Annotated in this window: 21 protein-coding genes; 16 read left to right on the forward strand and 5 right to left on the reverse strand. The window is 69.9% G+C overall.

Going from position 1 to position 23,433, the window contains the following annotated elements:
• Window positions 1-188: 188 nt before the first annotated feature.
• From E9536_RS04490 to E9536_RS04525, 8 genes are all read left to right on the forward strand, one after another.
• Entirely contained in the window at window positions 189-1,271 is a 1,083-nt protein-coding gene (locus E9536_RS04490; protein WP_060171306.1) for an ABC transporter ATP-binding protein, read from the forward strand.
• Window positions 1,272-2,255, forward strand: coding sequence for an ABC transporter permease (locus E9536_RS04495; protein WP_027790849.1), 984 nt, complete (start codon window positions 1,272-1,274; stop codon window positions 2,253-2,255). It begins immediately after the preceding gene.
• Window positions 2,252-3,046: an ABC transporter permease gene (locus E9536_RS04500; RefSeq protein ID WP_027790848.1), complete on the forward strand. Its 795-nt coding sequence runs from the start codon at window positions 2,252-2,254 to the stop codon at window positions 3,044-3,046. The genes E9536_RS04495 and E9536_RS04500 overlap by 4 nt, the downstream gene beginning before the upstream one ends.
• Window positions 3,046-3,393, forward strand: a complete 348-nt coding sequence (locus E9536_RS04505) for a (2Fe-2S)-binding protein (RefSeq protein WP_027790847.1) — start codon at window positions 3,046-3,048, stop codon at window positions 3,391-3,393. Before E9536_RS04500 ends, E9536_RS04505 begins: the two co-directional genes overlap by 1 nt.
• The gene (locus E9536_RS04510; protein ID WP_060171308.1) at window positions 3,390-4,823 is read left to right on the forward strand and encodes an NAD(P)/FAD-dependent oxidoreductase; all 1,434 of its coding nucleotides are present in this window, start codon (window positions 3,390-3,392) and stop codon (window positions 4,821-4,823) included. The genes E9536_RS04505 and E9536_RS04510 overlap by 4 nt, the downstream gene beginning before the upstream one ends.
• The gene (locus E9536_RS04515; protein ID WP_027790845.1) at window positions 4,816-5,967 is read left to right on the forward strand and encodes an FAD-binding oxidoreductase; all 1,152 of its coding nucleotides are present in this window, start codon (window positions 4,816-4,818) and stop codon (window positions 5,965-5,967) included. The genes E9536_RS04510 and E9536_RS04515 overlap by 8 nt, the downstream gene beginning before the upstream one ends.
• Window positions 5,964-7,010, forward strand: a complete 1,047-nt coding sequence (locus E9536_RS04520) for an ABC transporter substrate-binding protein (RefSeq protein WP_136469352.1) — start codon at window positions 5,964-5,966, stop codon at window positions 7,008-7,010. The genes E9536_RS04515 and E9536_RS04520 overlap by 4 nt, the downstream gene beginning before the upstream one ends.
• Before the next feature lie 164 nt (window positions 7,011-7,174).
• Window positions 7,175-8,539 carry an MFS transporter gene (locus E9536_RS04525; RefSeq protein WP_136469353.1) on the forward strand — a complete coding sequence of 455 codons (1,365 nt, stop codon included), beginning with the start codon at window positions 7,175-7,177 and terminating at the stop codon, window positions 8,537-8,539.
• A gap of 122 nt (window positions 8,540-8,661) precedes the next feature.
• On the opposite strand, the gene E9536_RS04530 is transcribed toward E9536_RS04525, so the two are convergent.
• Together E9536_RS04530 and E9536_RS04535 are read right to left on the reverse strand one after the other, a co-directional pair.
• Window positions 8,662-9,672, reverse strand: a complete 1,011-nt coding sequence (locus tag E9536_RS04530) for a 3-hydroxybutyryl-CoA dehydrogenase (protein ID WP_060208258.1) — start codon at window positions 9,670-9,672, stop codon at window positions 8,662-8,664.
• Window positions 9,669-10,775 carry an NAD/NADP-dependent octopine/nopaline dehydrogenase family protein gene (locus E9536_RS04535; protein ID WP_136469354.1) on the reverse strand — a complete coding sequence of 369 codons (1,107 nt, stop codon included), beginning with the start codon at window positions 10,773-10,775 and terminating at the stop codon, window positions 9,669-9,671. Before E9536_RS04535 ends, E9536_RS04530 begins: the two co-directional genes overlap by 4 nt.
• Before the next feature lie 149 nt (window positions 10,776-10,924).
• On the opposite strand from E9536_RS04535, the gene E9536_RS04540 reads away from it, so the two are divergent.
• Complete coding sequence (locus E9536_RS04540) at window positions 10,925-11,899, forward strand: AraC family transcriptional regulator (RefSeq protein ID WP_136469355.1); 975 nt, start codon at window positions 10,925-10,927, stop codon at window positions 11,897-11,899.
• Window positions 11,896-12,930, forward strand: coding sequence for a LysR family transcriptional regulator (locus tag E9536_RS04545; protein WP_060359742.1), 1,035 nt, complete (start codon window positions 11,896-11,898; stop codon window positions 12,928-12,930). Before E9536_RS04540 ends, E9536_RS04545 begins: the two co-directional genes overlap by 4 nt.
• 29 nt (window positions 12,931-12,959) lie before the next feature.
• Here E9536_RS04545 and E9536_RS04550 read toward each other — a convergent pair whose 3' ends face one another.
• Window positions 12,960-14,078: a porin gene (locus E9536_RS04550; RefSeq protein ID WP_136469356.1), complete on the reverse strand. Its 1,119-nt coding sequence runs from the start codon at window positions 14,076-14,078 to the stop codon at window positions 12,960-12,962.
• 411 nt (window positions 14,079-14,489) lie between these two features.
• Between E9536_RS04550 and E9536_RS04555 the strand changes: the two genes are divergently transcribed.
• Window positions 14,490-15,887 carry an MFS transporter gene (locus E9536_RS04555; protein ID WP_060196658.1) on the forward strand — a complete coding sequence of 466 codons (1,398 nt, stop codon included), beginning with the start codon at window positions 14,490-14,492 and terminating at the stop codon, window positions 15,885-15,887.
• 156 nt (window positions 15,888-16,043) lie between these two features.
• Entirely contained in the window at window positions 16,044-17,018 is a 975-nt protein-coding gene (locus E9536_RS04560; protein ID WP_136469357.1) for a PDR/VanB family oxidoreductase, read from the forward strand.
• Between the two features lie 25 nt (window positions 17,019-17,043).
• On the opposite strand, the gene E9536_RS04565 is transcribed toward E9536_RS04560, so the two are convergent.
• The gene (locus E9536_RS04565) at window positions 17,044-17,964 is read right to left on the reverse strand and encodes a LysR family transcriptional regulator (RefSeq protein ID WP_136469358.1); all 921 of its coding nucleotides are present in this window, start codon (window positions 17,962-17,964) and stop codon (window positions 17,044-17,046) included.
• A 138-nt stretch (window positions 17,965-18,102) separates the two neighbouring features.
• Between E9536_RS04565 and E9536_RS04570 the strand changes: the two genes are divergently transcribed.
• From E9536_RS04570 to E9536_RS04580, 3 genes are all read left to right on the forward strand, one after another.
• A complete protein-coding gene (locus E9536_RS04570) occupies window positions 18,103-19,386 on the forward strand; it encodes an aromatic ring-hydroxylating dioxygenase subunit alpha (RefSeq protein ID WP_136469359.1) in 1,284 nt (427 codons plus the stop codon).
• Window positions 19,383-19,886 (forward strand): aromatic-ring-hydroxylating dioxygenase subunit beta, encoded by a 504-nt coding sequence (locus E9536_RS04575; RefSeq protein ID WP_124544288.1) that lies wholly within the window; start codon window positions 19,383-19,385, stop codon window positions 19,884-19,886. The genes E9536_RS04570 and E9536_RS04575 overlap by 4 nt, the downstream gene beginning before the upstream one ends.
• Window positions 19,887-19,951: 65 nt before the next feature.
• Entirely contained in the window at window positions 19,952-20,338 is a 387-nt protein-coding gene (locus tag E9536_RS04580; protein ID WP_136469360.1) for a 2-hydroxymuconate tautomerase family protein, read from the forward strand.
• 92 nt (window positions 20,339-20,430) lie between these two features.
• Here E9536_RS04580 and E9536_RS04585 read toward each other — a convergent pair whose 3' ends face one another.
• A complete protein-coding gene (locus E9536_RS04585; RefSeq protein ID WP_124673498.1) occupies window positions 20,431-21,978 on the reverse strand; it encodes an ATP-binding protein in 1,548 nt (515 codons plus the stop codon).
• A 166-nt stretch (window positions 21,979-22,144) separates the two neighbouring features.
• Here E9536_RS04585 and E9536_RS04590 point away from each other — a divergent pair, with 166 nt between their 5' ends.
• Entirely contained in the window at window positions 22,145-23,338 is a 1,194-nt protein-coding gene (locus tag E9536_RS04590; RefSeq protein ID WP_136469361.1) for an acyl-CoA dehydrogenase family protein, read from the forward strand.
• The last annotated feature ends 95 nt before the right edge of the window (window positions 23,339-23,433 follow it).

Raw genomic sequence — 23,433 nt, forward strand, 5'->3', positions numbered from 1 at the left:
TCGCGGCTCGGCCACGCCTCATTCAACGGAACGATCCGCCCGCGATTTCACCAACCGTTCCGGTCAATGGAATTTTTCCGAAATTCCTCCCGTTCATCAGAATTCGAAATTGACGCGCCGAAATATGGCTGGCTAGAGTCCGCCACATCGGTACACCGGCCACGCGGTGTGCGAACCCGGAGCTTCCCATGTCGTTTCTCACGCTTACGGATCTGACGAAAACCTTCGGCGAGCTCACCGCCGTCGCCGACGTCAACCTGTCGGTCGAACAAGGCGAATTCGTGTCGCTGCTCGGGCCGTCCGGCTGCGGCAAGACCACCACGCTGCAGATGATCGCGGGCTTCGTCGACGTCACGCGCGGCCGCATCGCGCTCGACGGGCAGGACATCACGCACCTGAAGCCGAACCGGCGCGGGCTCGGCATCGTGTTCCAGAGCTATGCGCTGTTTCCGCACATGAGCGTCGCCGAGAACGTTGGCTTCGGCCTCGACATGCGCGGCGTCGACAAGGCGGAGCGCGCGGAACGCATCCGCGCGGCCCTCGCGCTCGTGCGTCTCGACGCGCTCGCGCACCGCTTCCCGCGCGAGCTGTCGGGCGGCCAGCGGCAGCGCGTCGCGATCGCGCGCGCGGTCGTGATCGAGCCGCCGGTGCTGCTGCTCGACGAACCGATGTCGAACCTCGACGCGAAGCTGCGCGAGGACATGCAGTTCGAGCTGCGCGCGATCCAGCGCAAGATCGGCACGACGACGATCATGGTCACGCACGATCAGTCGGAAGCGCTGTCGATCAGCGATCGCGTGGTCGTGATGGAAGCCGGCCGCATCACGCAGACCGATACGCCGTACCGCGCGTACGAACGCCCGGAGAACCGATTCGTGTCGCAGTTCATCGGCAAGGCGAACCTGCTGCCCGGCACGATCGTCGCGCACGACGGCGATGCGATCCGCATCGACCTCGGTCACGATCTCGCCGAGACCGGCCGCACCGCGCATCTGCCGCCGCGCGAGCGCGACGTGCGCGTGGGCGATGCGGTGTCGGTGTGCATCCGCCCGGAGAAGCTGCGGCTGTGCGCGCCCGACGCGGGCCGCTTCGCCGCGACCGTCACGAGCCGCTTCTTCCTCGGCAGCCAGTGGCTGTACCGCGTCGACAGCGCGCTCGGCGAAGTGCTCGTGTGCTGCCAGAACGAAGGGGCGGAGCCGCTCGCGGAAGGCGCGCCGGTCGGAATCGACTGGCACAGCGACGCGGTGCGCGTGATGCGCCGGGAGGCCTGAATGGGACAGCCTACCCGTCCGCTCCCGACCGACGGCGCGCCGGCCGCGCTCGCCCGCCCGGTCGCGGTTTCCGCTGACGCCGCACCGGCACGCGCCGCCGCCGCGCACACGATGCGCGCGACGTGGCGCGCGCATGCGCCGCTGTGGCTGATGTGCGCGCCCGCGTTCGCGCTGTTTGCCGCGCTCGTGCTCGTGCCGCTCGCGATGACATTCATGCTGACGTTCTACCGCTTCGATCCGGCCACCGGCCCGATCGCCGCGTTCCAGTTCGGCAACTACGCGGAAGTGCTCGGCTCGTCGTACTTCCACACGATCTTCGCGCGCACGTTCGGCATCGCCGCGCTGACCACCGCGATCTGCGTCGCGATCGGCACGCCGGAGGCGTACGTGCTGTCGAAAATGCGCGACCCGTGGCGCTCGCTGTTCCTGCTCGCGATCCTCGCGCCGCTGCTGGTGTCGGTCGTCGTGCGCGCGTTCGGCTGGAGCATGTTGCTGAACACGAGCGGGCTCGTGAACCAGGCGCTCGGGCTCGTCGGCCTCGGGCCGTACAAGCTCGAATACACGACCTTCGCGATCGTGATCGCGCTGGTGCACGTGATGCTGCCGTTCATGGTGATCCCGGTGTGGACCGCGCTGCAGCGGCTCGATCCGCAGACCGAGCATGCGGCGCTGTCGCTCGGCGCATCGCCGTTCACGACGCTGCGCCGCATCGTGCTGCCGCAGCTGATGCCGGGCGTGCTGTCGGGCAGCCTGATGGTGTTCGGGCTGTCGGCAAGCGCGTTCGCGATTCCGGGCCTGCTCGGCGGACGCCGGCTCAAGGTCGCGGCCACGGCCGTCTACGACGAATTCCTCGGCTCGCTGAACTGGCCGCTCGGCGCGACGATCGCCGTGCTGCTGCTGGTCGCGAACCTCGTCGTGATGCTCACTTACTACCGCGTGCTCGAACGCCGCTACGCGCGCAGCCTCGGAGGCGCATCGCGATGAGAAAGAACGGCCCCTTTGCCCTCGCCTTCCACACGCTCGTGATCCTGTTCGTGCTCGCGCCGCTCGTGATCGTCGTGCTCGTCGCGTTCACGCCCGACGAAACGCTGACACTGCCGACACACGGGTTGTCGCTGCGCTGGTTCCGCGCGATCCTCGACTATCCCGACTTCGTCACCGCGTTTTTCAACAGCGTGAAGCTCGCGTTCGCGTCGGCGACGCTGTCGCTCGCGATCGCGCTGCCGGCGGGCCTCGCCATCGGCCGCGCGACGTTTCCCGGCCGCGCGTTCCTGAACGGGCTGCTGCTGTCGCCGCTCGTGATTCCCGGCCTCGTGCTCGGCATCGCGCTGCTGCGCTTCTTCGCGCTGATCGGCGCGACCGGCTCGTTCGCATGGCTCGTGCTCGCGCACATGGTCGTCATCACGCCGTTCGTGATGCGGCTCGTGCTCGCATCCGTCGCGGGCCTCGACCGCAGCATCGAGCAAGCCGCATGCTCGCTCGGCGCGGACCCGTGGACGACCTTCCGCCGCATCACGCTGCCGATGATCGTGCCCGGCATCACCGGCGGCTGGCTGCTCGCGTTCATCAACAGCTTCGACGAACTGACGATGTCGATCTTCGTCACGTCGCCGCAGACGGTCACGCTGCCGGTGCGCATGTACATGTATGCGACCGAGTCGATCGACCCGATGATGGCGTCGGTGTCGGCGCTCGTCATCTTCATCACCGCCGGCGCGATGCTGCTGCTCGATCGCGTGTACGGCCTGAACCGCATCCTGATCGGCCAACACTGATGACGACTTCCGTTTCCCGTTCCACCGGCATCCCGGACGACGGCGCGCAGTTCGTGCGCGTCGCCGAACGCGAACGTGCCGCCGTCGCGTTCACGCTGGACGGCCGCCCCGCGCTCGCGCTCGCCGGCGACACCGTGCTCACCGCGATCCTCGTTGCGCAGCGCCGCGTGCGCGTGAGCGAATTCAGCGGCCAGCCGCGCGCCGGCTTCTGCCTGATCGGCGCGTGCCAGGACTGCTGGGTGCGCACCGAAACCGGTGCGCGCGTGCGCGCATGCTCGACGCCGATCGCCGAAGGCATGCGGATTCTCACGTCCGCCCGGCCGGCCGCGACCGGAGACGCATCGTGACCGCCGCACTGCAACCGGTGATCGTCGGCGCGGGGCCGGCCGGCGTACGTGCGGCCGAAGCGCTGGTCGACGCGGGGCTGCGCCCGGTCGTGATCGACGAGAACGCGCGCTGGGGCGGACAGATCTACCGGCAGCCGCCGGCCGACGGCGCCTTCGCGCGCGGCAAGCGCACGCTGTACGGCTTCGAGGCCGCGAAGGCCGACGCCGTGCACCGGACGATGGCCGCGCTGCTGCCGCATGTCGACTACCGGCCGAATACGCTTGCCTGGTCATGCGGTGCGGGCCGCGTCGACACGCTGCAGGATGGCCGCGAAGTGACGGTGCCCTACTCGCACCTGATCATTGCGAGCGGCGCGACCGACCGCCTGTTGCCCGTGCCGGGCTGGACGCTCGCGGGCGTCTATACGCTCGGCGGCGCGCAAGTGGCGCTGAAGGCGCAGGGCTGCGCGATCGGCCGGCGCATCGTGTTCGCGGGCACGGGCCCGCTGCTTTACCTCGTCGCTTACCAGTATGCGAAGGCCGGCGCGCAGGTCGCGGCCGTGCTCGACACGAGCCCGCTGCGCCGCCAGGCCGCTGCCGCGCCCGCGCTGCTGCGCATGCCGTCGACCTTCGCGAAGGGGCTCTATTACATCGGCTGGCTGCGCGCGCACGGCGTCGCGATCGAAACGGGCGTCACGCTCGAGCGCGTGCTCGGCGACCCGCACGTGACGGGAATCGCATGGCGCGCCGCCGGTGACGGCGCACCGCCGCGCCTGCTCGACTGCGACGCGCTCGGTCTCGGCTTCGGCCTGCGCTCCGAAACGCAGCTGGCCGATCTCGCCGGCTGCCGGTTCGGGTTCGACCCGCTCAACCGCGCATGGCTGCCCGAGCGCGACGCGGCCGGCCGTACGTCGGTGCGCGGCCTCTACGTCGCCGGCGACGGCGCGGGCATCGCGGGCGCCGACGCGGCCGAGGCATCGGGCCGGCGCGCGGCACTCGCGTTGCTCGACGACGCCGGCATCGCGTCGCCCGCGCCCGCCGGCAAACCCGACGGGGCGACGCTCGAACGCACGCTCGCGCGCGTCGGCGCATTCCGGGCGGGCCTCGAAGCGGCGTTCGCGCCGCCGGTCGAGCAGGCCGTACGCTGCGCGGACGACACGATCGTGTGCCGTTGCGAGGAGGTCGATGCAGGGACGCTGCGCCGCTGCGTCCGCGACGGCGCGGCAACCGAGCTGAACCGGCTGAAGGCGCTGACGCGCGTCGGAATGGGCCGCTGCCAGGGCCGCATGTGCGGCGACGCGGCCGCGCTCTTGCTGGCCGCCGAAACCGGTCGCCCGCTCGCCGACGTCGGCCGGTTGCGTGCGCAACCGCCCGTGAAGCCGTTCCCGATCTCGGCCGCGCTGGCGGGCGACGATGTCGCGGCGATTCCCGACGAGGCACGCGATGAATGAGACCCGGCATTACGACGTCGCGATCGTCGGCGGCGGCCTCGTCGGCGCGTCGGCCGCACTCGCGCTGACGCGACGCGGCTTGCGCACCGGGCTGTTCGAGCGGCGCGATTGCGGTGCGCAGGCGAGCGGCGTGAACTACGGTGGCGTGCGCTGCCAGGGCCGGCCCGCCGAGCAGCTGCCGCTCGCGCTGCGTGCGCGGCGCATCTGGGATCGCCTGCCCGAACTGATCGGCATCGACGGCGAATTCGTCGTGTCGGGCCACCTGCGGCTCGCGCGCAGCGACGCCGATCTCGACGCGCTCGATGCCTACGCGACGCTCGCCGGCGAATACGGTCTGCCGCTGCAGGTGATGCGCGGCGATGCGTTCCGGCGCCGCTACCCGTGGCTCGGCCGTGCGGCGCTCGGCGGCTCGCTGTGCGAGACCGACGGTCACGCCAACCCGCGCCTCGTGTCGCCCGCGTTCGCGCGCGCGGCCCGCGCGGCGGGCGCGGACGTGTTCGAGCACACCCCCGTCGACGACGTTCACCACGACGGCACGCGCTTTCACTTTCAGGCAGGCGGCCGCGCCTGCACCGCGACGTGGCTGATCAACTCGGCCGGCGCGTGGGCGAACACGATCGCCGAACGCTTCGGCGAAGCCGTGCCGATGGAGCCGATCTACCCGAACATGTGGGTGACCGAACCGCTGCCGCCGTTCATCACGCACAACCTCGGCGTGTACGGCGGCGGCGTGTATGCGCGGCAAGTCGCGCGCGGCAACTGCGTGATCGGCGGCGGGCGCGGCCGCGGCGACGGCGAATTCGGCCAGCCGTCGGTCGATACGACGCGCGCGGTGATGCGCGATGCCTGCGCGCTGCTGCCCGCGCTGCGTGACGCACTGCTGATCCGCACGTGGAGCGGCGTCGAAGGCTGCACGCCCGACCACAACCCGATCATCGGCGCGAGCCGCACGACGCCGCGCCTGCTTCATGCGTTCGGCTTTTCCGGCGGCGGCTTCCTGCTCGCGCCGGGCGTCGGCGACGTGCTCGCCGATCTCGTCACGACCGGCGAAACCGCCACCCCGCTCGATGCATTCTCGATCGGCCGCTTCTTCCGCGAAGCCGAGCCGACCGCCCCTTTCCGTCAAGAGGAGACCCACAAATGAAACTGCCCGGAACGATCGCGGCGGCCGCCGCCCTCTGCATCGCAGGTGCCGGCGCGCCCGCGTTCGCGCAAACGAAGACGATCTACGTCGGCATGAATGGCGGCCCGATGGAGAAGGCCTACACGAGCCAGGTGCTGCCCGACTTCGAGAAGGCGAACAACGTGAAGGTCGTCGTCGTGCCCGGCACGTCGTCGGACGTGCTCGCGAAACTGCTCGCGAACCGCAACAAGCCGCAGATCCACGTCGCGTTCCTCGACGACGGCGTGATGGCGCGCGCGGTCAGCCTCGGCGTGTGCCAGAAGCTCGACGATTCGCCGGTGCTGAAGGAGTTGTATCCGTTCGCGCGGATGAAGGACGACATCGGCGCGGGCGTGCAGCTCGGGATGACCGGCATCGCGTACAACAAGAAGCTGTTCGCCGAGAAAGGCTGGACGCCGCCGACGTCGTGGATGGATTTCGCCGATCCGAAATACAAGGGCAAGGTCGTGTTCCAGTCGGCGTCCAGCAGCACGTTCGGGCTGCACGGCTTCCTCGCGATCAACCGGCTGCTCGGCGGCAACGAGCAGAACGTCGAGCCCGGCTTCAGCAAGTGGGCAAGCACGGTCGGGCCGAACGTCGTCGAGTACATCCCGAACTCGGCGAAGATCTCGGAGATGGTGCAGACCGGCGAAGCCGGCCTGTTCCCGCTCACGCCGACCGGCGTCGGCGACCTGCAGGACAAGGGCATCCCCGTCGCCTACGCGAACCCGAAGGAAGGCCCCGTGCTGCTGCTCGTCGACCTGTGCGTGGTCGCGAACAATCCCGATCCGCAGCTCGCGCAGAAGCTCGCGCAGTTCCTGCTGTCCGCGCCCGCGCAGACGAAGGCGGCCGAGGCCGGCAAGCAGATTCCGACCAATCGTCTCGCGAAGATGCCCGCCGCGATGCAACAGAGCCTCGGCAATGTCGACGATCTCGTGCGCAAGGTGACCGTGGTCGACTGGACCGCGATCAACGCGCGCCGCGCGCAGTGGGACACGCGCTGGAACCGGCAGATCGAGCGGTGACGGCATGCCGGGCGCGCGGGCACGGCCGCGCGCCGCATGACCATCATTTGCGGGAGTGATGACACTCCCCTTTTTCTGCGGATTTGACCGGGGACACGGGGCCGACAACACTAGCCCGCAGTGCCGCAAAGACGGCACGCGCCCGCCCCCCTTCAGAGTCCGCCATGTACCCGACCGACACCGTGCAATCCCCGAGCGCCGCCCGACCGCTCGCCGACCGGCATCTGCGCCGGATCGTCATCGCCTCCGTCGCCGGCAACGCGATGGAGTGGTACGACTTCTTCGTTTACGGCACGGCCGCGGCGCTCGTGTTCGGCCACGTGTTCTTTCCGCCCGGCGCGTCGCCGCTCGCGGGCAGCCTCGCCGCGTTCGCGGCATTCGCGCTCGGCTTCGTCGCGCGGCCGCTCGGCGGAATCGTGTTCGGCCACGTCGGCGACCGCTACGGGCGCAAGGCGTCGCTCGTGTGGACGCTGCTGATCATGGGCGCGTCGACCTTCGCGATCGGCCTGCTGCCGACCTATGCGCAGGTCGGCCTGTGGGCACCGGCGGCGCTCGTCGTGCTGCGCCTGCTGCAAGGCATCGCGTCCGGCGGCGAATGGGGCGGCGGTGTGCTGATGATCAGCGAGAACGCGCCGCCCGAACAGCGCGGCTACTACGCGGCGTGGAGCCAGCTCGGCGTGGGCGGCGGCTTCGTGCTGTCGTCGGCCGCGTTTCTCGCCGCGCAGGCGCTGCCGGACGACGCGTTCCGCACCTGGGGCTGGCGGCTGCCGTTCCTCGCGAGCATCGCGATCTTCGCGATCGGCATCTATATCCGCCGTCATCTGCCCGAAAGCCGTGACTTCGAGCAGGCCGGCCGGCGCGGCGCGCACACGCATCTGCCAATCGTCGAGTGCATCCGCCGCCATCCGAAGGAAATCCTGCTCGCGATGGGGCTGCGCGTGGCCGAGAACGGCGGCGCCTACATCTTTCTCGCGTTCTCGCTGGTCTACGGCAAATACGTCGGCATCCCGAACGGCGTGATGCTGACCGGCGTGATGATCGCGATGATCGTCGAGATGGGCGCGATGCTCGCGTGGGGCCGGCTGTCCGATCGGATCGGCCGCAAGCCCGTGTACCTGATCGGCGCGCTGAGCCTCGTCGCGTGCGCATTCCCGTTCTTCTGGCTGCTCGACACGCGCGCGACGCCGCTCGTCTGGCTCGCGCTGACGGTCGGCACGGCGGTGAGCCACGGCGCGATGATCGGCACGCTGCCCGCGCTCGTCGGCGAGCTGTTCAGCACCGAGGTGCGCTACTCGGGCGTCGCGCTCGGGCATGAAGTCGCGTCGATCTTCGCCGGCGGGATGTCGCCGCTGATCGCCACCGCACTGCTCGCGCGTTATCACGCATCGTGGCCCGTGTCGCTGTTTCTCGTCGCGCTCGGCCTCGTCACCGTCGCGACGCTGTGCGTGATGCGCGAAACGCGGATCGTGAGGGCCGCTCCCGCTGCTCCCGCCGCTCCCGCTACCGGCACGCGCGGCGACACGGCGTGACCACGACGCTTCGATCCGCGCACGCGGGCCGATCCGCACCGGCAGGCGGCGAACACGGCAGCGGCCGGCGCGGCCGTTCCAGGTGCGTGCCACCGGCCGCGCCCGCCACCCCGGCGCGCCGCCTAGTTGCCGCCCTCCCGCCGCGCGCCGTCGAACGCCGGCGCCAGCCCCAGGTGATCGAGCAGCCGCGCGAATTCGCCGAGCCGCTGCCGCATGTACGCGGGCACGTCGACCGCCGCATAGTCGTGGAAGCCCGCGCCCGTGCGCACGCCGTCGCGCCCGGCTTCCATGTTGCGCACGACGCTCGCGGCCGGCGCGAAGCGCGGGCCGATCTCGCCGGCCAGGTACCGCGACGCGTAGTACAGGATGTCGCAGCCGCCCCAGTCGATGAATTCGAGCAGCCCGAGCACCGCGAAGCGCGGGCCGAAACCGGTGCGGATTGCCGTGTCGATGTCCGCCGCGCTCGCGACGCCCTCCTCGACCATCCGCGCGGCTTCGTTCATCGCGAGCGCCTGGATGCGCGGCACGATATAACCGGGCGCCGGCCCGCAGATCACCGGCTTCTTGCCGACACGTTCGAGCAACGCGGCAAGCGACGCGACGACGGCCGGATCGGTCGCATCGCTGCGGCTGATCTCGACGAGCGGCATCAGCAGCGCGGGATTCAGCCAGTGCGCGTTCAGCATCCGCGCCGGATGCGCGACGTGGCGCTGCAGCTCGGTGACGACGAACGTCGACGTCGTCGACGCGATCGTTGCATGCGCACCTACATGCACGCCGAGCCAGCGCAGCGCGTCGGCCTTCGCATCGAGCACTTCGGGCAACGCCTCGAACACGATGCCGGCCTGCCGCACCGCATCGGCCGCACCGTCCCGGGCGACGAGCGCGATGCGCGCGACCACGGTTTCGGCCTGCGCGGCGTCGATGCGGCCGAGCGCGAACTGCGCGTGCAGCGGCCTCTCGATCTCGTCGCGCGTGCGTGCCTCGAAGGCGCGCCATCCGGCCGCGTCGCGCGGCTTGAAGTCGACCAGCGTCACGTCGAGCCCCGCGAACGCGAACACGAGCGCGATCCCCTGCCCCATGCGCCCCGCGCCGAGCACGTGGACGCGCGTCACATCGGCGCCCGCCTTCATGCCGCGTACCCCGCGTCGAGCAGCGCGCGCATCGCGTCCTTCGACAGCGCGGCGAGCCCGAGCCGCTCCAGCGTGCGGCCTTCCGCATACAGGTCGCGCACCGCGACCGCGCTCGCAATGCTCAGCAGCCCCTGCGCGACAGGCGTCGGCACACCGGCCCGGCGCCCGCACGACACGATGAACGACAGCCCGAGCCGGGTGTCTTCGAGCATGTAGCGATGCGTGCGCAGATCGATCTTCTCGCGCCAGTCGCCGCTATCGGTCAGCTTGCCGTGCGCGCCGCGCCCGTACATCCATTCGTCGCCGTCGGTCGCGTAGTGATCGGCGAGCGGGAAATGCGGCGCCGGGTAACCGAGCGCTTCGCGCACCGCGATGCGTTCGGCGTCGAGCGCGTTCGTCACGCGGCGGATCGACGGCTGCGTGCCTTCGTTGTGGATGTCCCATGCGTCGAAGTGTTCGAGCGGCCCGGCGTTCATCAGGATCAGCGGCGGATGGATCACTGGGCCCGCGTTCATCAACGCGCCGGACAACGCGTCCTCGACCGGTTCGACCGACGGATAACCCGCGCGCAGCACGTCGAACGCCCAGCCGGCCGCGTTCGCCGGAAATACGCCGGTCGGCAGCCGCGTCGCGTACGCGCTGATCACGACGTCGTTGTCGCCGTGCCTGCGCACGAGATACGGCAGCGTGCCCGTCTCGGCGAAGGCGACCCGCGAACGGTTGCCGGCATCGGCCGCTGCACGCGCGAACACGATGCTGCCGAACGTGCCGGGCGGCAGGAACACGACCTGGCCGTCCTCCAGCAGCGGCGCGACCTGCGCGGCGAGCGCGTCGTGCGAGGTGGCCGGCAGCGGCACCACGACGAGCCGCGCGCCGCGCAGCGCGGCCGCGAGATCGCCGGTCAGGCGGATCGCGCCGGGCGCGTCGCCGAGCGGCACCGTCCGCTTGCCGCGATAGTCGGTCACGTTCAGCACGCCAAGCTCGCGCAGCCGCGCGTGCGGCTCGCGATCGCGCCGCCACCACGTCACGTCGTGGCCCTTCTCGAACAGGTCGATGGCCGCCGCATGGCAGCCGTGGCCGCCGCCCAGAACACATACCTTCATCGTCTTCTCCCGGTGAATGAGTGCTTCCGAGACTACGCGTCCGCCCCTGCCGCGTCGCTTCAAAACGCGCAACGGCACGCCCGTTCGCGCAACGCAATCGGGGCGGCACGCACGAAACCGCGCCCCTGCATCCGATAGGAGGTCCGTGAATGGATATCGCCCTTTCCCGCCATGCGCCGAACCGGCTCGGCACGCTGCACGCCCCCGACGAAGTCGAACGCGCGGTTGCGCACCGGCTCGGGCCGCACCGGATGGCCGCGCGCGGCCGCGATCCGTTTCATGCGGAGCTGTACGAAGTGCCGCTGCATCACGGCGCGCTGCTCGAACTCTGCTACGGCCGCGAAACGCGCATCGATTTCGGCGACGATGCCGGTCACTTCCTGTTCAGGCTGACGCTCGCCGGCGCCTGCGAACTGCAGGCCGGCAGCGTCGTCGCGCGCGCCGGCCCGGGCGAGCTGACCGTATCGTCGCCCGCGCTCGCCAGCCGCCTGAGCACGAGCCCCGATTGCCGCAACCTCGTGCTGCGGCTCGAACGCGGCGCGCTCGAACGCAAGCTGCAGCACATGCTGCGGGCAACGCTCACGCGGCCGTTGCAATTCGACCTCGCGGCCGGCGGCACCGGCACGGGCGCCGCGCTCGTGCTGCCGACCTTCGAATACCTGTGCAAGCTCGGCGCACAACCGCGCATCGGCACGGCGTCGCCCCTCTTCGGCGCCGATCTCACCGCATGGCTGATGTCGCTGCTGCTCACGCACCTGCCGCACTCGTACAGCGACGCGCTCGCGCGCGGCACGCAGCCGTTGCCGGCGCATGTGCGCCGCGCGTGCGATCACGTCGACGCGCACCTCGGCGAGCCGCTCGCGCTCGCCGCGCTGGCGGCCGTCGCGGGCGTCGCGCCCCGCACGCTGCAGCACGCGTTTCGCGCGTTCCTGCACACCACGCCGGCCGCGTACGTGCGCGAGCGCCGCATCGCCGCCGTGCACGCGGCGCTGCAACGCGGCGGCACGTGCAGCGTGACCGACGTGCTGATCGCGCACGGCATCCATGGCTTCGGCCATTTCGCGAAGGCGTATGCGCGGCGTTACGGCCATGCGCCTTCCGTCACCGCGAGGCAATCCCGATGACGCACGCCGCAACCGGCCGCCCGGCGGCCCCGACCCGCGCCGAATCCGCGCCGCACGACAGCGACCTGTCCGAACTGCGCGTGCAGGATCTCGACCTCAACCTGCTGAAGACGTTTCGTGCGGTCTACGAGGAGCGGCATGTCGGCCGCGCGGCGCTGCGGCTCGGCGTCACGCAGCCGTCCGTCAGCCATGCGCTCGGCCGGCTGCGGCTGATGTTCCGTGACGCGCTGTTCGTGCGCACCGGCACCGGCGTCGAGCCGACGCCGCGCGCGCAGCGGCTGGCGATCTCGGTCGACAAGGCGCTCGCGATCCTGCAGGACGTGCTCGACGAAGGGTCGCGCTTCACGCCCGACAGTACGCAGCGCGTGTTCCGCCTGCACATGAGCGATTTCGCCGCGAGCGCGTTCCTGCCGACGCTGCTCGCCGCGTTCGACCGCCGCGCGCCGGGCGCGGTGATCGAGACGCTGCACGTCGACGAATGCCAGCTCAACGTCGCGCTCGAATCGGGGCGCATCGACTTCGCGCTCGGGCATTTCGCCGACGCGTCGAGCCACTTCCAGCGCACCGCGCTGCTGCACGAGCGCTGCGTGCTGCTGATGCCGCGCCGCACCGCGCAGCGCGTCGCGCTCCCCGACGATTACGTGCTCGACGGCACGGCGCCCGATACATTGCGCTTCGTCGCGGTCACGTCGCATCCGCAATCGATGCAGCTGCTGGAGCGGCACGGGCTGATGCCGCGCGTGCGCGCAGCGCTACCCGATTTCATGGTGGTGCCCGCGCTGCTGCGCGACGGCGACTATGCGCTGATCCTGCCGGAGACGATCGCGATCACGTTCGCGGCGCGGCAGCCCTGCGCACTGTACGAGATCGCCGGTGCCGGCGAATGGGCCGTCAACGCGTACTGGCACCGGCGCTTCGACGCGGACCCCGGCCATCGCTGGTTGCGCGCGCTGCTGCTCGAACTGTTCAACATCGGCGAGCTGGCGCCGTTCGACGCATGGCTCGCGCCGCAACCGCCCGCCTGCGCATGACGGCGCAAGCGGGCAGCGGCGTGCGCCGCTCAGAACGACGTGAGGATGCCCGCGACGATCGAGCTCGCGGTCGCGCCCGGCTTGGCGACCGCGACGCCGCCGCCCGCCGCGCCGTTGACGACGAAGCGCGCATGCGCGCCGTTGCGCACCATCGCGGCGCCCGTGTACAGCACCGTGCGCTTCGACAGCGGATAGTCGAAACGGATGCCGTACGAATCGGCGTTGCCGTCGCTGTCCGCGACCTTGCGGTAGTGGCCGACGCTCAGCAGCAGCGACGCACGCCCGATCGGCACCGTCGCGCTCAGCTCCATGATGTCGCTGTGCGGATACGCGCTCTGGCTGTCGATCGCGGTCGCGACGTCGGGGCCGCCGCGATGGCGCAGGTACAGCGCGGCGATCTTCACGACATTGAAGTCGTACGAAATCGCGCCGAGCGTGTAGTTGCCGTTCGCGGCCGGGCTCGTGTCGCCGAGCGCGACCGCGGCCACCGGGCTGAACTTCTGCTGCATGTAGTCGATGTCGACCGACAGGCCGCCGCGCACGTAGTTGAGCCCCGCGCCGTACGTATCGCCGAGCGTCGCCGGCTGCCCGGCCGCGCCGTTGGTGCCGCGCGCGGCCATCGCGCGCAACATGAGGCCCGCATAGCGCGGCGACGTATAGCGCATCGAGTTGCGCACGCGCAGGAACGCGGGCCCGACGAAGTTGTTCGTCGCGTTGCCCCACGCGAGCCCCGCGCCGAGTCCGGGCAGGCTGTAAGTGACGAGCGTCGTGTGCAGGATCGTGTAAAGCTCGCCGAACTGCACGCCGCCGAACGGCCCCGTGATGCCGACCCACGCTTCGCGGCCGAACAGCGCACTGCTGTTCGACAGCGCGCCGCTGGCCGCGTTGAAGCCGTCCTCCAGCTTGAAGATCGTCGCGTAGCCGCCGCCGAGATCCTCGACACCCTTCAGCCCCCACTGCGAAGCGAACAGGTTGCCGCTGCCCATGCGCGTCACGTGGTTCGGCCCGGCGCTCGCGTATTCGATCGCGGTGTCGACGCGGCCGTAGAGCGTCACGCTCGATTGCGCGAATGCGGGCAGCGCCGCGCAGGCCAGCAGTGCGGCAAGCGGTACGGCAAGCCGGTCGGCCCGCCCGTTCGGTTGGTTCATCGTCGTCGTCCCGTAGAGGTTCCGGCGCCTGTCGGTATCGCGCCGGCTGGTGTGAAGCGCGTTCGCCGCGAAGGGCCAACGCAGCCGATCAAAAACGGGCCGAGTCTAGGAACGACAATTTCGGACGTCGACGCAATGCGCTCTATAACGCTTATAGATGTGCCGCATGATGCGTGCGCGCCCCGCTGCAAGCGCGCCGCGCGGCGGCCGGCGCGCGTCACCCTGGTGTTTTCTTTATCCGGGTCGGTAGATGCCCGTGTGGCGCGGCTGTCACTCCGGCTATGGCGGCCGGATTTGGCCGACTACGCTGCGTCTCCGACACGTGCCCCCCGCACGCTTTCGCGCCGCGACGGCGCCCGGCCCGCCAGGCCGCTGCCGCGCATCCCCACCGCCCGCTCCTGGAGAATCCGCATGTCTGCATCCACGGCCCGCGCTGCCGACGGCAAGCGCTATACGTACGAATGGTATGTCGTCGTCATCTGCATGCTCGCGTACGTCTTTTCGTTCGTCGACCGCCAGGTCCTCGTGCTGATGATCGAGCCGATCAAGCGCGACCTGCATCTGTCCGACACGCAGTTCAGCCTGCTCAACGGCTTCGCGTTCTCGCTGTTCTATGCGGTGATGGGGCTGCCGGTCGCGTATCTCGCCGATCGCTACGCGCGCCCGCGGATCATCTCGCTCGGCATCGCGCTGTGGAGCGTCGCGACCGCCGCGTGCGGGCTCAGCCAGCATTTCGTGCAGATGTTCATCGCGCGCATGGGCGTGGGCGTCGGCGAGGCCGCGCTGTCGCCCGGCGCGTATTCGATGCTCGCCGACTACTTCCCGAAGGAGAAGCTCGGGCGCGCGATCGCCGTGTATTCGCTCGGTTCGTTCATCGGCGGCGGCGTCGCGTTCCTGATCGGCGGTTACGTGATCGCGCTGCTCAAGCATGCGAGCGCGTTCACGCTGCCGGTGGTCGGGCAGGTGCATGCGTGGCAGGTCACGTTCCTGATCGTCGGGCTGCCGGGGCTGCTGGTCGCGCTGCTGTTCGCGGCGACCGTGCGCGACCCGCAGCGCAAGGGGCTCGCGCAGGATCGCTCGGGCGCCGTGCGGCGCGTGTCGATGCGCGACTCGCTGCGCTTCGTCGGCACGCATCGCGCGACCTTCGCATGCCACTACCTCGGCTTCTCGTTCTACGCGATGACGCTGTACTGCCTGCTGAGCTGGACGCCCGCGTTCTATATCCGCCGCTTCGGGATGACGGCCGTCGAAGCCGGCTACACGCTCGGCATCGTGCTGCTGGTCGCGAACACGGCCGGCGTGTTCTGCGGCGGCTGGCTCAACGACTGGCTGCTGCGGCGCGGCCGCAGCGATGCGCCGATGCGCGCCGGCGCGATCGGCGCCGCGTGCATGGTGATTCCCGCGACGCTGTTCACGCAACTCGACTCGCTGCCCGCTTCGCTCGCGATGCTCGTCGTCGCGATGTTCTTCGCGTCGTTCCCGATGCCGACGTCGACCGCCGCGATGCAGACGCTCGCGCCGAACCAGATGCGCGCGCAGATCTCCGCGCTGTTCCTGCTCGTGTCGAACCTGATCGCGCTCGGGATCGGTACGACCGTCGTCGCGCTGTTCACCGATCGCGTGTTCGGCGCGCCGGCGGCGGTCGGCCATTCGATGTCGATCGTCAACGTCGCGGCGGCCACGCTCGCCGCGCTGCTGCTCGCCGCCGGCTGCCGGCACTATCGCCGCAGCCTCGATCGCGAGCGCGGCCATGCGTCGGCAGCGGCACCGCAGGCGGCCGAGGCGGGCAACGCAATCGCCGCGCGCTGAACGACGGGCGCGCTCCGTCGCCGACCATCATCCATTCCACTGATTCAGGCATCGCTTTTTAATCGATTTGATTTATGCGATGCCCGTCCCTATTCTCGATCGCATGACGGCGCGGTGTCTGCCGCGCCGCTTTCCTCGTACCCCACGGAATATCCCATGCAAGCGAACCGCCACCAGGTCCGGATCGACGCGCTGATCGACGCGGCGCAGGACATCCGCTGTTTCCGGGTTTCGCGCATCGACGGCCAGCCGTTCGACGCGTACGAACCCGGCGCCCATATCGACGTCACCGCGCCGTCCGGCATCACGCGGCAATACTCACTGTGCGGCAACCCCGACGAACGCGGCAGCTACCTGTTCGCGGTGAAGAAGGAGGCGCAGTCGCGCGGCGGCTCGCGTTCGCTGCACGACGATGTGCGGGTCGGCGCCGAGCTGTCGATCGGCACGCCGCGCAACCTGTTTCGTCTGACGGACGACGCGAGCGAGCACGTGCTGATCGCGGCCGGCATCGGCATCACGCCGCTGCTGTCGATGGCGTATGCGCTGCACCGGCGCGGCGCGCGCTACCGGTTGCATTACTTCGCGCGCAGCCGCGAGCACGCGGCCTTCGTCGACGAACTGTCGGCCGAGCCGTTCGCGTCGCACGTGACGTTCCACTACGGCGTCGAACCCGACGCGCTCGCGGCCGCGCTGGGCCGCTGCGTCGAATCGCTCGACGCACACGCGCACGTCTACACGTGCGGCCCGGGGCCGTTCATGGAGGCGGTCGTCGCGGCAGCCGCGACGCGCTTGCCCGAAGACTCGATCCATCTCGAACGTTTCGCGGCGGAACCGGTCGCCGCCGATGCCGACCCCACCCCTGCCGATGGGTTCGAAGTGCGCCTGCAACGCAGCGGGCAATCGGTACGCGTCACGCCCGACACGTCGATCGTCGACGCGCTCGCGCGCATCGGCGTCGAAGTCGACACGTCGTGCGGCGAAGGCGTGTGCGGCACCTGCATGGTGCCTGTCGTCGACGGCGAGCCTGATCATCGCGACCACTGTCTCAGCAAGGCCGAGCGCGCGAGCAACACGGTGATCTGCTGCTGCGTGTCGCGCGCGCGCTCGGCGGTGCTGGTGCTCGATCTCTGACGCATCCGGCACGCGCCGGCCGCCGTCACGCGTTGTCGAACCCCTCGACAAGCTCGGCCAGCAGCGTGCGCATCCACGCGTTGCCTTCGTCTTCATGGAAATGCTCGTGCCAGTGCATCGTCACCGGCGCGGGCGGCAGCGTGACGGGCAGGTCGTACAGGCGGAACGCGTTGTCGCGGTTCAGGATCCGCGCGAGCCGCTTCGGCAGCGTCGCGTAGAGATCCGTGACCGACAGCACGCTCGGCAGCGCGACGAAGTGCGGCACCTCGAGCGCGATGTTGCGGCCCACACCCTGCGCGCGCAACGCGTCGTCGAGCGCGTGGTGGCTGTGCTCGACCGATTTCACGTTGACGTGCGCGGCGCGCACGAATTGCTCGAGGCTCAGCGTGCCGCCGCTCGGCAACCCGCGCCGGCGGCCCGTCATGCACACATACGTTTCCTCGAACAGCACCTGGTGGCGCGTACGAGGCATCAGTTCCGGCAGGTTGCCGATCGCGAAATCGAGCCGGCTCGCGCGCAGCGCTTCCTCGATCTCTTCCACCGGCAGCGGCTGCACGCTCAGCGTCACGCGCGGCGCGCGCTCGCGCAGTGCCTGGCAGATCGCCGGCAGGTACGCCATCTCGCCGGCATCCGACAACGACAGCCGGAACGTGCGCGTGCTCGTGGCCGGATCGAAGCGCTCCGCGTAGCGCAGCGCCACACGCACCATGTCGAGCGCCTTGCCGACGATGCCCGCGAGTTCGAGCGCGACCGGCGTCGGCTGCATGCCCGAGCGCGTGCGCACGAACAGCGGATCGTCGAACAGCGTGCGCAGCCGGCCGAGCGAATAGCTGACGGCCGGCTGCGACAACGCGAGCCGCTCGCCGGCCTTCGTCAGGCTGCGTTCCTCGACGATCGCCTGGAATACGCGCAACAGGTTCAGATCGAGATGATCGACCGACGTCATCGTAGCCTCCATCATTTGCCGTATTTATTGAGTCGCCAATTTTAGATCAATTTGACGGATATGTAGCGGGAGACGAGACTGGGTACTCGATACCGTGCGCTGCGCGGCCCGATTTCGCGACTCTTCCCCACGACAACGATGAGCGACATTCCCTACCAGACGATCGACACCCGTGCGTTGCACGGCCTCGCGCAACCCGACCGCATCGCGCCGGCGATGTATCACGATCCCGCGCTGTTCGAAGCCGAGCTCGAGCGCATCTTCTACCGCACCTGGATCTGGGTCGCGCACGAGAGCGAGCTGCCGAACCCGGGCGACTTCATCACGACGACGATCGGCCGCCAGCCGGTGATCGTCGTGCGCGACAAGACCGGCGAAATCAACGTGCTGCAGAACCGCTGCCGCCATCGCGGCGCGACCGTCTGCGAATCGCACAAGGGCAACGCAAAGGGCTTCACGTGCCCGTATCACAGCTGGTCGTACGCGCTCGACGGCACGTTGCGCGCGCTGCCGTACGGCGACGGCTACGAAGGCGTGTGCGAGAAGGGCGACCTGCCGCTCGTGAAGCTGCGCGTCGGCGTGTACCAGGGGCTGGTCTTCGCGAGCTTCAACGACACGATCGAGCCGCTCGAGGATTTCCTCGGCGGTGCGAAGCCGTGGATCGACCTGTTCATGAAGCAGGGCGCCGGCTACCCGATCAAGGCGAACGGCGAGCACAAGTTCAAGTTCAAGGGCAACTGGAAGATCCAGCTCGAGAACACGACCGACCTCTATCACTTCCCGGTCGTGCACAAGTCGTGGATGAAGTCGATCGACGACGAGACGGCCGCCGCGATCACGAGCTTCATGACGAGCGAGGACGCGTTCTGCCGCGGGCTCGGCAACGGCCACAGCCTCGCGGTGCTGATGCCCGAACTGATCGATCTCGACGAAGACGACGGCGCGCCGCTGCCCGAGCGCTTCGCGCCGCTCGCGGCGAAGCTCGCCGAGCGCCGCTCGCCGGACGAAGTGCGCCGCATCGTGCGCTCGCTGATGGGTGTCGGCTTCAACCTGAACCTGTTCCCGAACCTCGCGCTGTCGATGGCGTTCTTCCGCGTGCTGCGGCCGATCTCGGCGAACGAGACCGAGATCCGCCACGTCGCGCTCGCGATGGACGGCGGCCCCGACGAAGCGAACCGCGAGCGGCTGCGCATTCACGAGCACTTCCAGGGCCCGTTCGGCTTCGGGAGCCCCGACGATGCGGAGGCGTGGGAGCGCGTGCAGCGCGGCGCGCACGCGGGCCCCGACGTGCCGATCCTCGTGAATCGCGGGCTGAACCGCGAGACGACCGCCGCGAACGGCGAAAAGACCGCCCATGCGACCGACGAAACCGGCATGCGCGAGGCCTACCAGCAATGGCGCAAGATGATGGAGCAGCAATGATGGACGACCGCAACGCCCTCTTTTCCGAGCAGACCTTCGCCCGCGCGGTCGAATTCGTGTGGCGCGAAGCCGAGATGCTCGACCGCCGCGACTATCGCGCGTGGCTCGACCTGTGGGATCCGGCCGGTCACTACGTGGTGCCGATCGATCCCGACACGACCGATTTCGCCGCGACGCTGAACTACGTGTTCGACGACCAGGACATGCGCGAGAAGCGCGTGCAACGGATGGTGTCAGGCTACTCGGCGTCGGCCGCCGACGCCGCGCGCACGGTGCGCACCGTGTCGCGCTTCACGCTGGAAAGCGGCAGCGCCGGCGCCGTCGAGCTGAAATCGGCGCAGGTCGTCGTCGCGTACAAGCGCGGCGTCGCGACGCTGTTCGCGGCCGACGTCACGCACACGCTGCACGTCGATGCCGACGGCGAGATGCGGATTGCCGAAAAGGTCGTGCGCCTGATCGACTCGACCGAAGCGCTCAGCGCGATCGGCTTCCTGCTGTGAGCCGTGGCCGGTTCGCCGCTGCAAGCGCAAAGGTGAGCCGGCAACCTTCACCTTTCCGGACGACCATGCCCACACTCGAAGTATTCCTGCCCGCCGGCCATGACGATGCACGCAAGGCCGAACTGATCGCGCGGCTCAGCGGTGCGACCGTCAACGCGATCGGTGCACCGCTCGAATCGGTGCGCGTGCTGCTCACCGAATTGCCCGCCACGCATATCGGCCTTGGCGGGCGCACCGCCGCCGACGGCGCGCCGCCGTCGTTGCCCGTGATCGTCGCGATCCTGATCGCCGGCCGCACCGATGAACAAAAACGCGCGCTGATCGCCGCGTTGTCCGACGCGGGCGCGAACGTGCTCGATGCACCGCTGCAGGCCACGCGCGTGATCATCAAGGACATCCCGAACACCGACTTCGGCATCGGCGGCCAGACCGCGCGGGCGCTGGGGCGCTGACCATGGGCCGGGCGTCGCTCCATCATGCGCCGCGGGCGCGCCGTGATGTCCGTGATGTCCATTGCGGCCTTAACGCGATGCAGCGGCTACGGCTACGCGCCCGCGAGCGGCAGCGTCACGCGGCAGTCGAGCCCGCCGCCCTCGGCCGGGCTCGCGCCGATCCGGCCGCCGTGGCGCGTCACGATGCTCTTGCACAGCGACAGTCCGATCCCGTTGCCGCCGGCCTTCGACGACGAGAAGCCGTCGAACAGCCGGCCGTGCGCGCCGGCCGCGATGCCCGGGCCGTTGTCGATCGCGCGCAGCTCGGCGTGCCCGGCCACGTTCGCGGTGCCGAGCGTCAGCATGCGCGGCACGCGATCGCAACCGGCGAACGCCTCGATCGCATTGAACGCGAGATTCAGGATCACCTGCCCGATCAGCACGCGCTCGCAACGGATCGGCAGCGGCGCATCGGCCTGCACGATCGCGACCGTCACGCCGGCCTCCTTCGCACGCAGCTCGATGAAGTACGCGACGTCCGCGAGGATGTCGCGCAGGTCGGCGAGCGCGACGACCGGCTCGCGCTTCACGATGAATTCGCGCACGCTCTTGATGATCAGCGCCGCGTGCTCGGCCTGGCGGTCCGCGCTGCGCAGCCCCCAGATCGCGTCGTCGATGGCGCCGCGCCCGTTCAGCCGCTGCACCGCCCCTTCGATGAAATTGCGCACGGCCGCGAGCGGCTGGCTCAGCTCGTGCGCGATCACGCTCGCCATCTCGCCCATCGCGTTGTAGCGGCCCGCGTGTTCGAGCATGCGCGCTTCGGCGCGGCGCGCGTCCTCGATCGCGACTTCGTCGCTCACGTCGCGGAACTGCACGAGCAGCCCGTCGAGATCGCCCTCGATCTCGACCTGCCGGCACAGGATGCGCAGCCAGCACGGCGAGCCGTCGCGCCGCACGATCCGGTAGCGCTGCGGCGCCGACGGGCACGCAGACGGCGCATCGTGCAATTGCGCGACGAGTCGGTCGCGATCGGCCTCGGAGCAGTAGTCGAGCACCTCGCCGAGCGCTTCGTCGGGCGCGAGCCCGAGCACGCGGCGGCCCGACTCGCTGATGAACTGCACGCCGCCGCGCGGCGTGACGACCGCGATACCTTCGTCGAGATCCTGCATGAACTCGCGCAGCCGCGCCTCGTAGCGGCGCAACTGCCGGCGCACCGCCTCTTCCGCGCTGATGTCGCGGAACTGCACCATCACGACGTCGCGCCCGCGCAGCGGCACGTAGGTGGCGGTCGCCTCGGACAGCATGTCGACGCCCGTGCGCGACCGGTAGCACCATTCGTACACCTGCGGCCCGTCGACGAGCGCGCGATCCCACGCGCTCACGGCGATCTCGCGCTGGTATTTCGGCTCGGGACGCGTCATGTCCGGCGCCTTCAGCGGCAGCAGTTCCTCGACGGAAAAACCGAGCGCGATGCACGCGGCGCGGTTCGCCCATACGATCGCCTTCGTCTGCGCGTCGTGCAGCAGCACGCAGGTGGTCAGCGCGTCGAGCAGCCGGTGGAAATCGTCTTCGTCAGGGAAACTCATGATCGGCTTCGGATGAAGGCGCGCGGCGTCGCGCGGCCGGAAAGCCAACATAGCACCGGCGCGCGCCGATCGCATCTGAAGATTTCTTTAGGCCGGCACGGAACCTCACCAGTCGCGCGGCCCAACGCACCAATTGCTGCGTGTTTTCGGCGTTTCTAGACTGGTCGCATCGTCGTGTTGCCACCCGAGACAGCACGCATGCCGCCCCGCATCCGAACCCCTATCCGTCCAGGAGACCACCATGCCGCAAGCCGCCCTCGCCATCGAACCCGCGCCGTCCTCCCAGCCCGTGGCAGGCACCGCGGCCGCGCCGTTGTCGCCGCTCGACGCCGTGATCGAAACCGTCGCCGCGCGCCGCGACGAATTCGATCGCCTGTCGCACGTGCCGCGCGACGTGATCGCGCTGTTCAGGCAGGCCGGCATCTATCGCGCGGGCACGCCGCGCCGCTTCGGCGGCGACGCGCTCGCGCCGACCGCCTTCCTCGACATGGTCGAACGGATCGCGACCGCCGACGGCTCGGCCGCATGGGTCGCGAGCTTCGGCTCCGCGAACGTCTATCTCGCCGCGCTGCCGCTCGAGACCCAGGCCGAGCTGTACGCGAGCGGCCCCGACCAGGTGTTCGCGGGCGGCCTGTTCCCGGTGCAGCCGGCGCAATCCGCGCCGGGCGGCTGGCGCGTGAACGGCACGTGGAAATTCGCGAGCGGCTGCAAGGGTGCCGACTGGCTCGGCGTCGGCATCGCCGTGCCCGGCGCGCAGGACGCCGCACCGAACAAGCCGCGCACGGCCGTGTTCCGCGCGGCCGATGTCGAGATCGTCGAGAACTGGAGCGTGGTCGGCATGCAGGGCACCGGCAGCCACGACCTGCGCGTCGACGACCGCTTCGTGCCCGAAGCGTGGACCTTCGTGCGCGGCGGCGAGCCGACCGTCGACGAGCCGCTGTACCGCTACCCGACCGTCGCGTATGCGGCGCAGGTGCTGGCCGTCGTCAATCTCGGCCTCGCGCGCGCGGCGCTCGACGTCGCGAACCGCATGTCGGGCGGCCGGCAGACGACGACCGGCGCGCCGCGCCTCGCCGATCGCGCATATTTCCGCATCGAGCTCGCGAAGGCCGAAGCGCAACTGCGCTCGGCACGCGCGTTCTTCTACGACGCAACCGACACGGTGTGGCAATCGATCCTCGCGGGCAACCCCGTGACGCCCGACCAGGTCAGCCTGCTGCGGCTCGCGGCCACGCATGTCGCACGCGAAGGCGCGAGCGTCGTCGAACGCGCGTACCGCCTCGGCGGCACGGCGGCGATCTATCGCACGCATCCGCTTCAGCGGCTGCTGCGCGACGCGATGGTCGTCACGCAGCACGCGTTTCTCGCGGAAGGCAACTTCGACGGCGCGGGCGCGGTGTTCACCGGCGTCGCGCCGTTTCCCGGCTACCTGTAACCCGCGCAACCCGCGCCCGGGCGGCGCTGTTTCCCGAACGTGCATGGCGCCGATGCCGAAGCACCGCTACCGGCCGGCGCATGCGCCCAACCGTT

Origin of the sequence: Burkholderia sp. LS-044 (assembly GCF_004803625.1) — a bacterium.
In the GTDB taxonomy this organism is placed as follows: Bacteria; Pseudomonadota; Gammaproteobacteria; order Burkholderiales; family Burkholderiaceae; genus Burkholderia; species Burkholderia cepacia.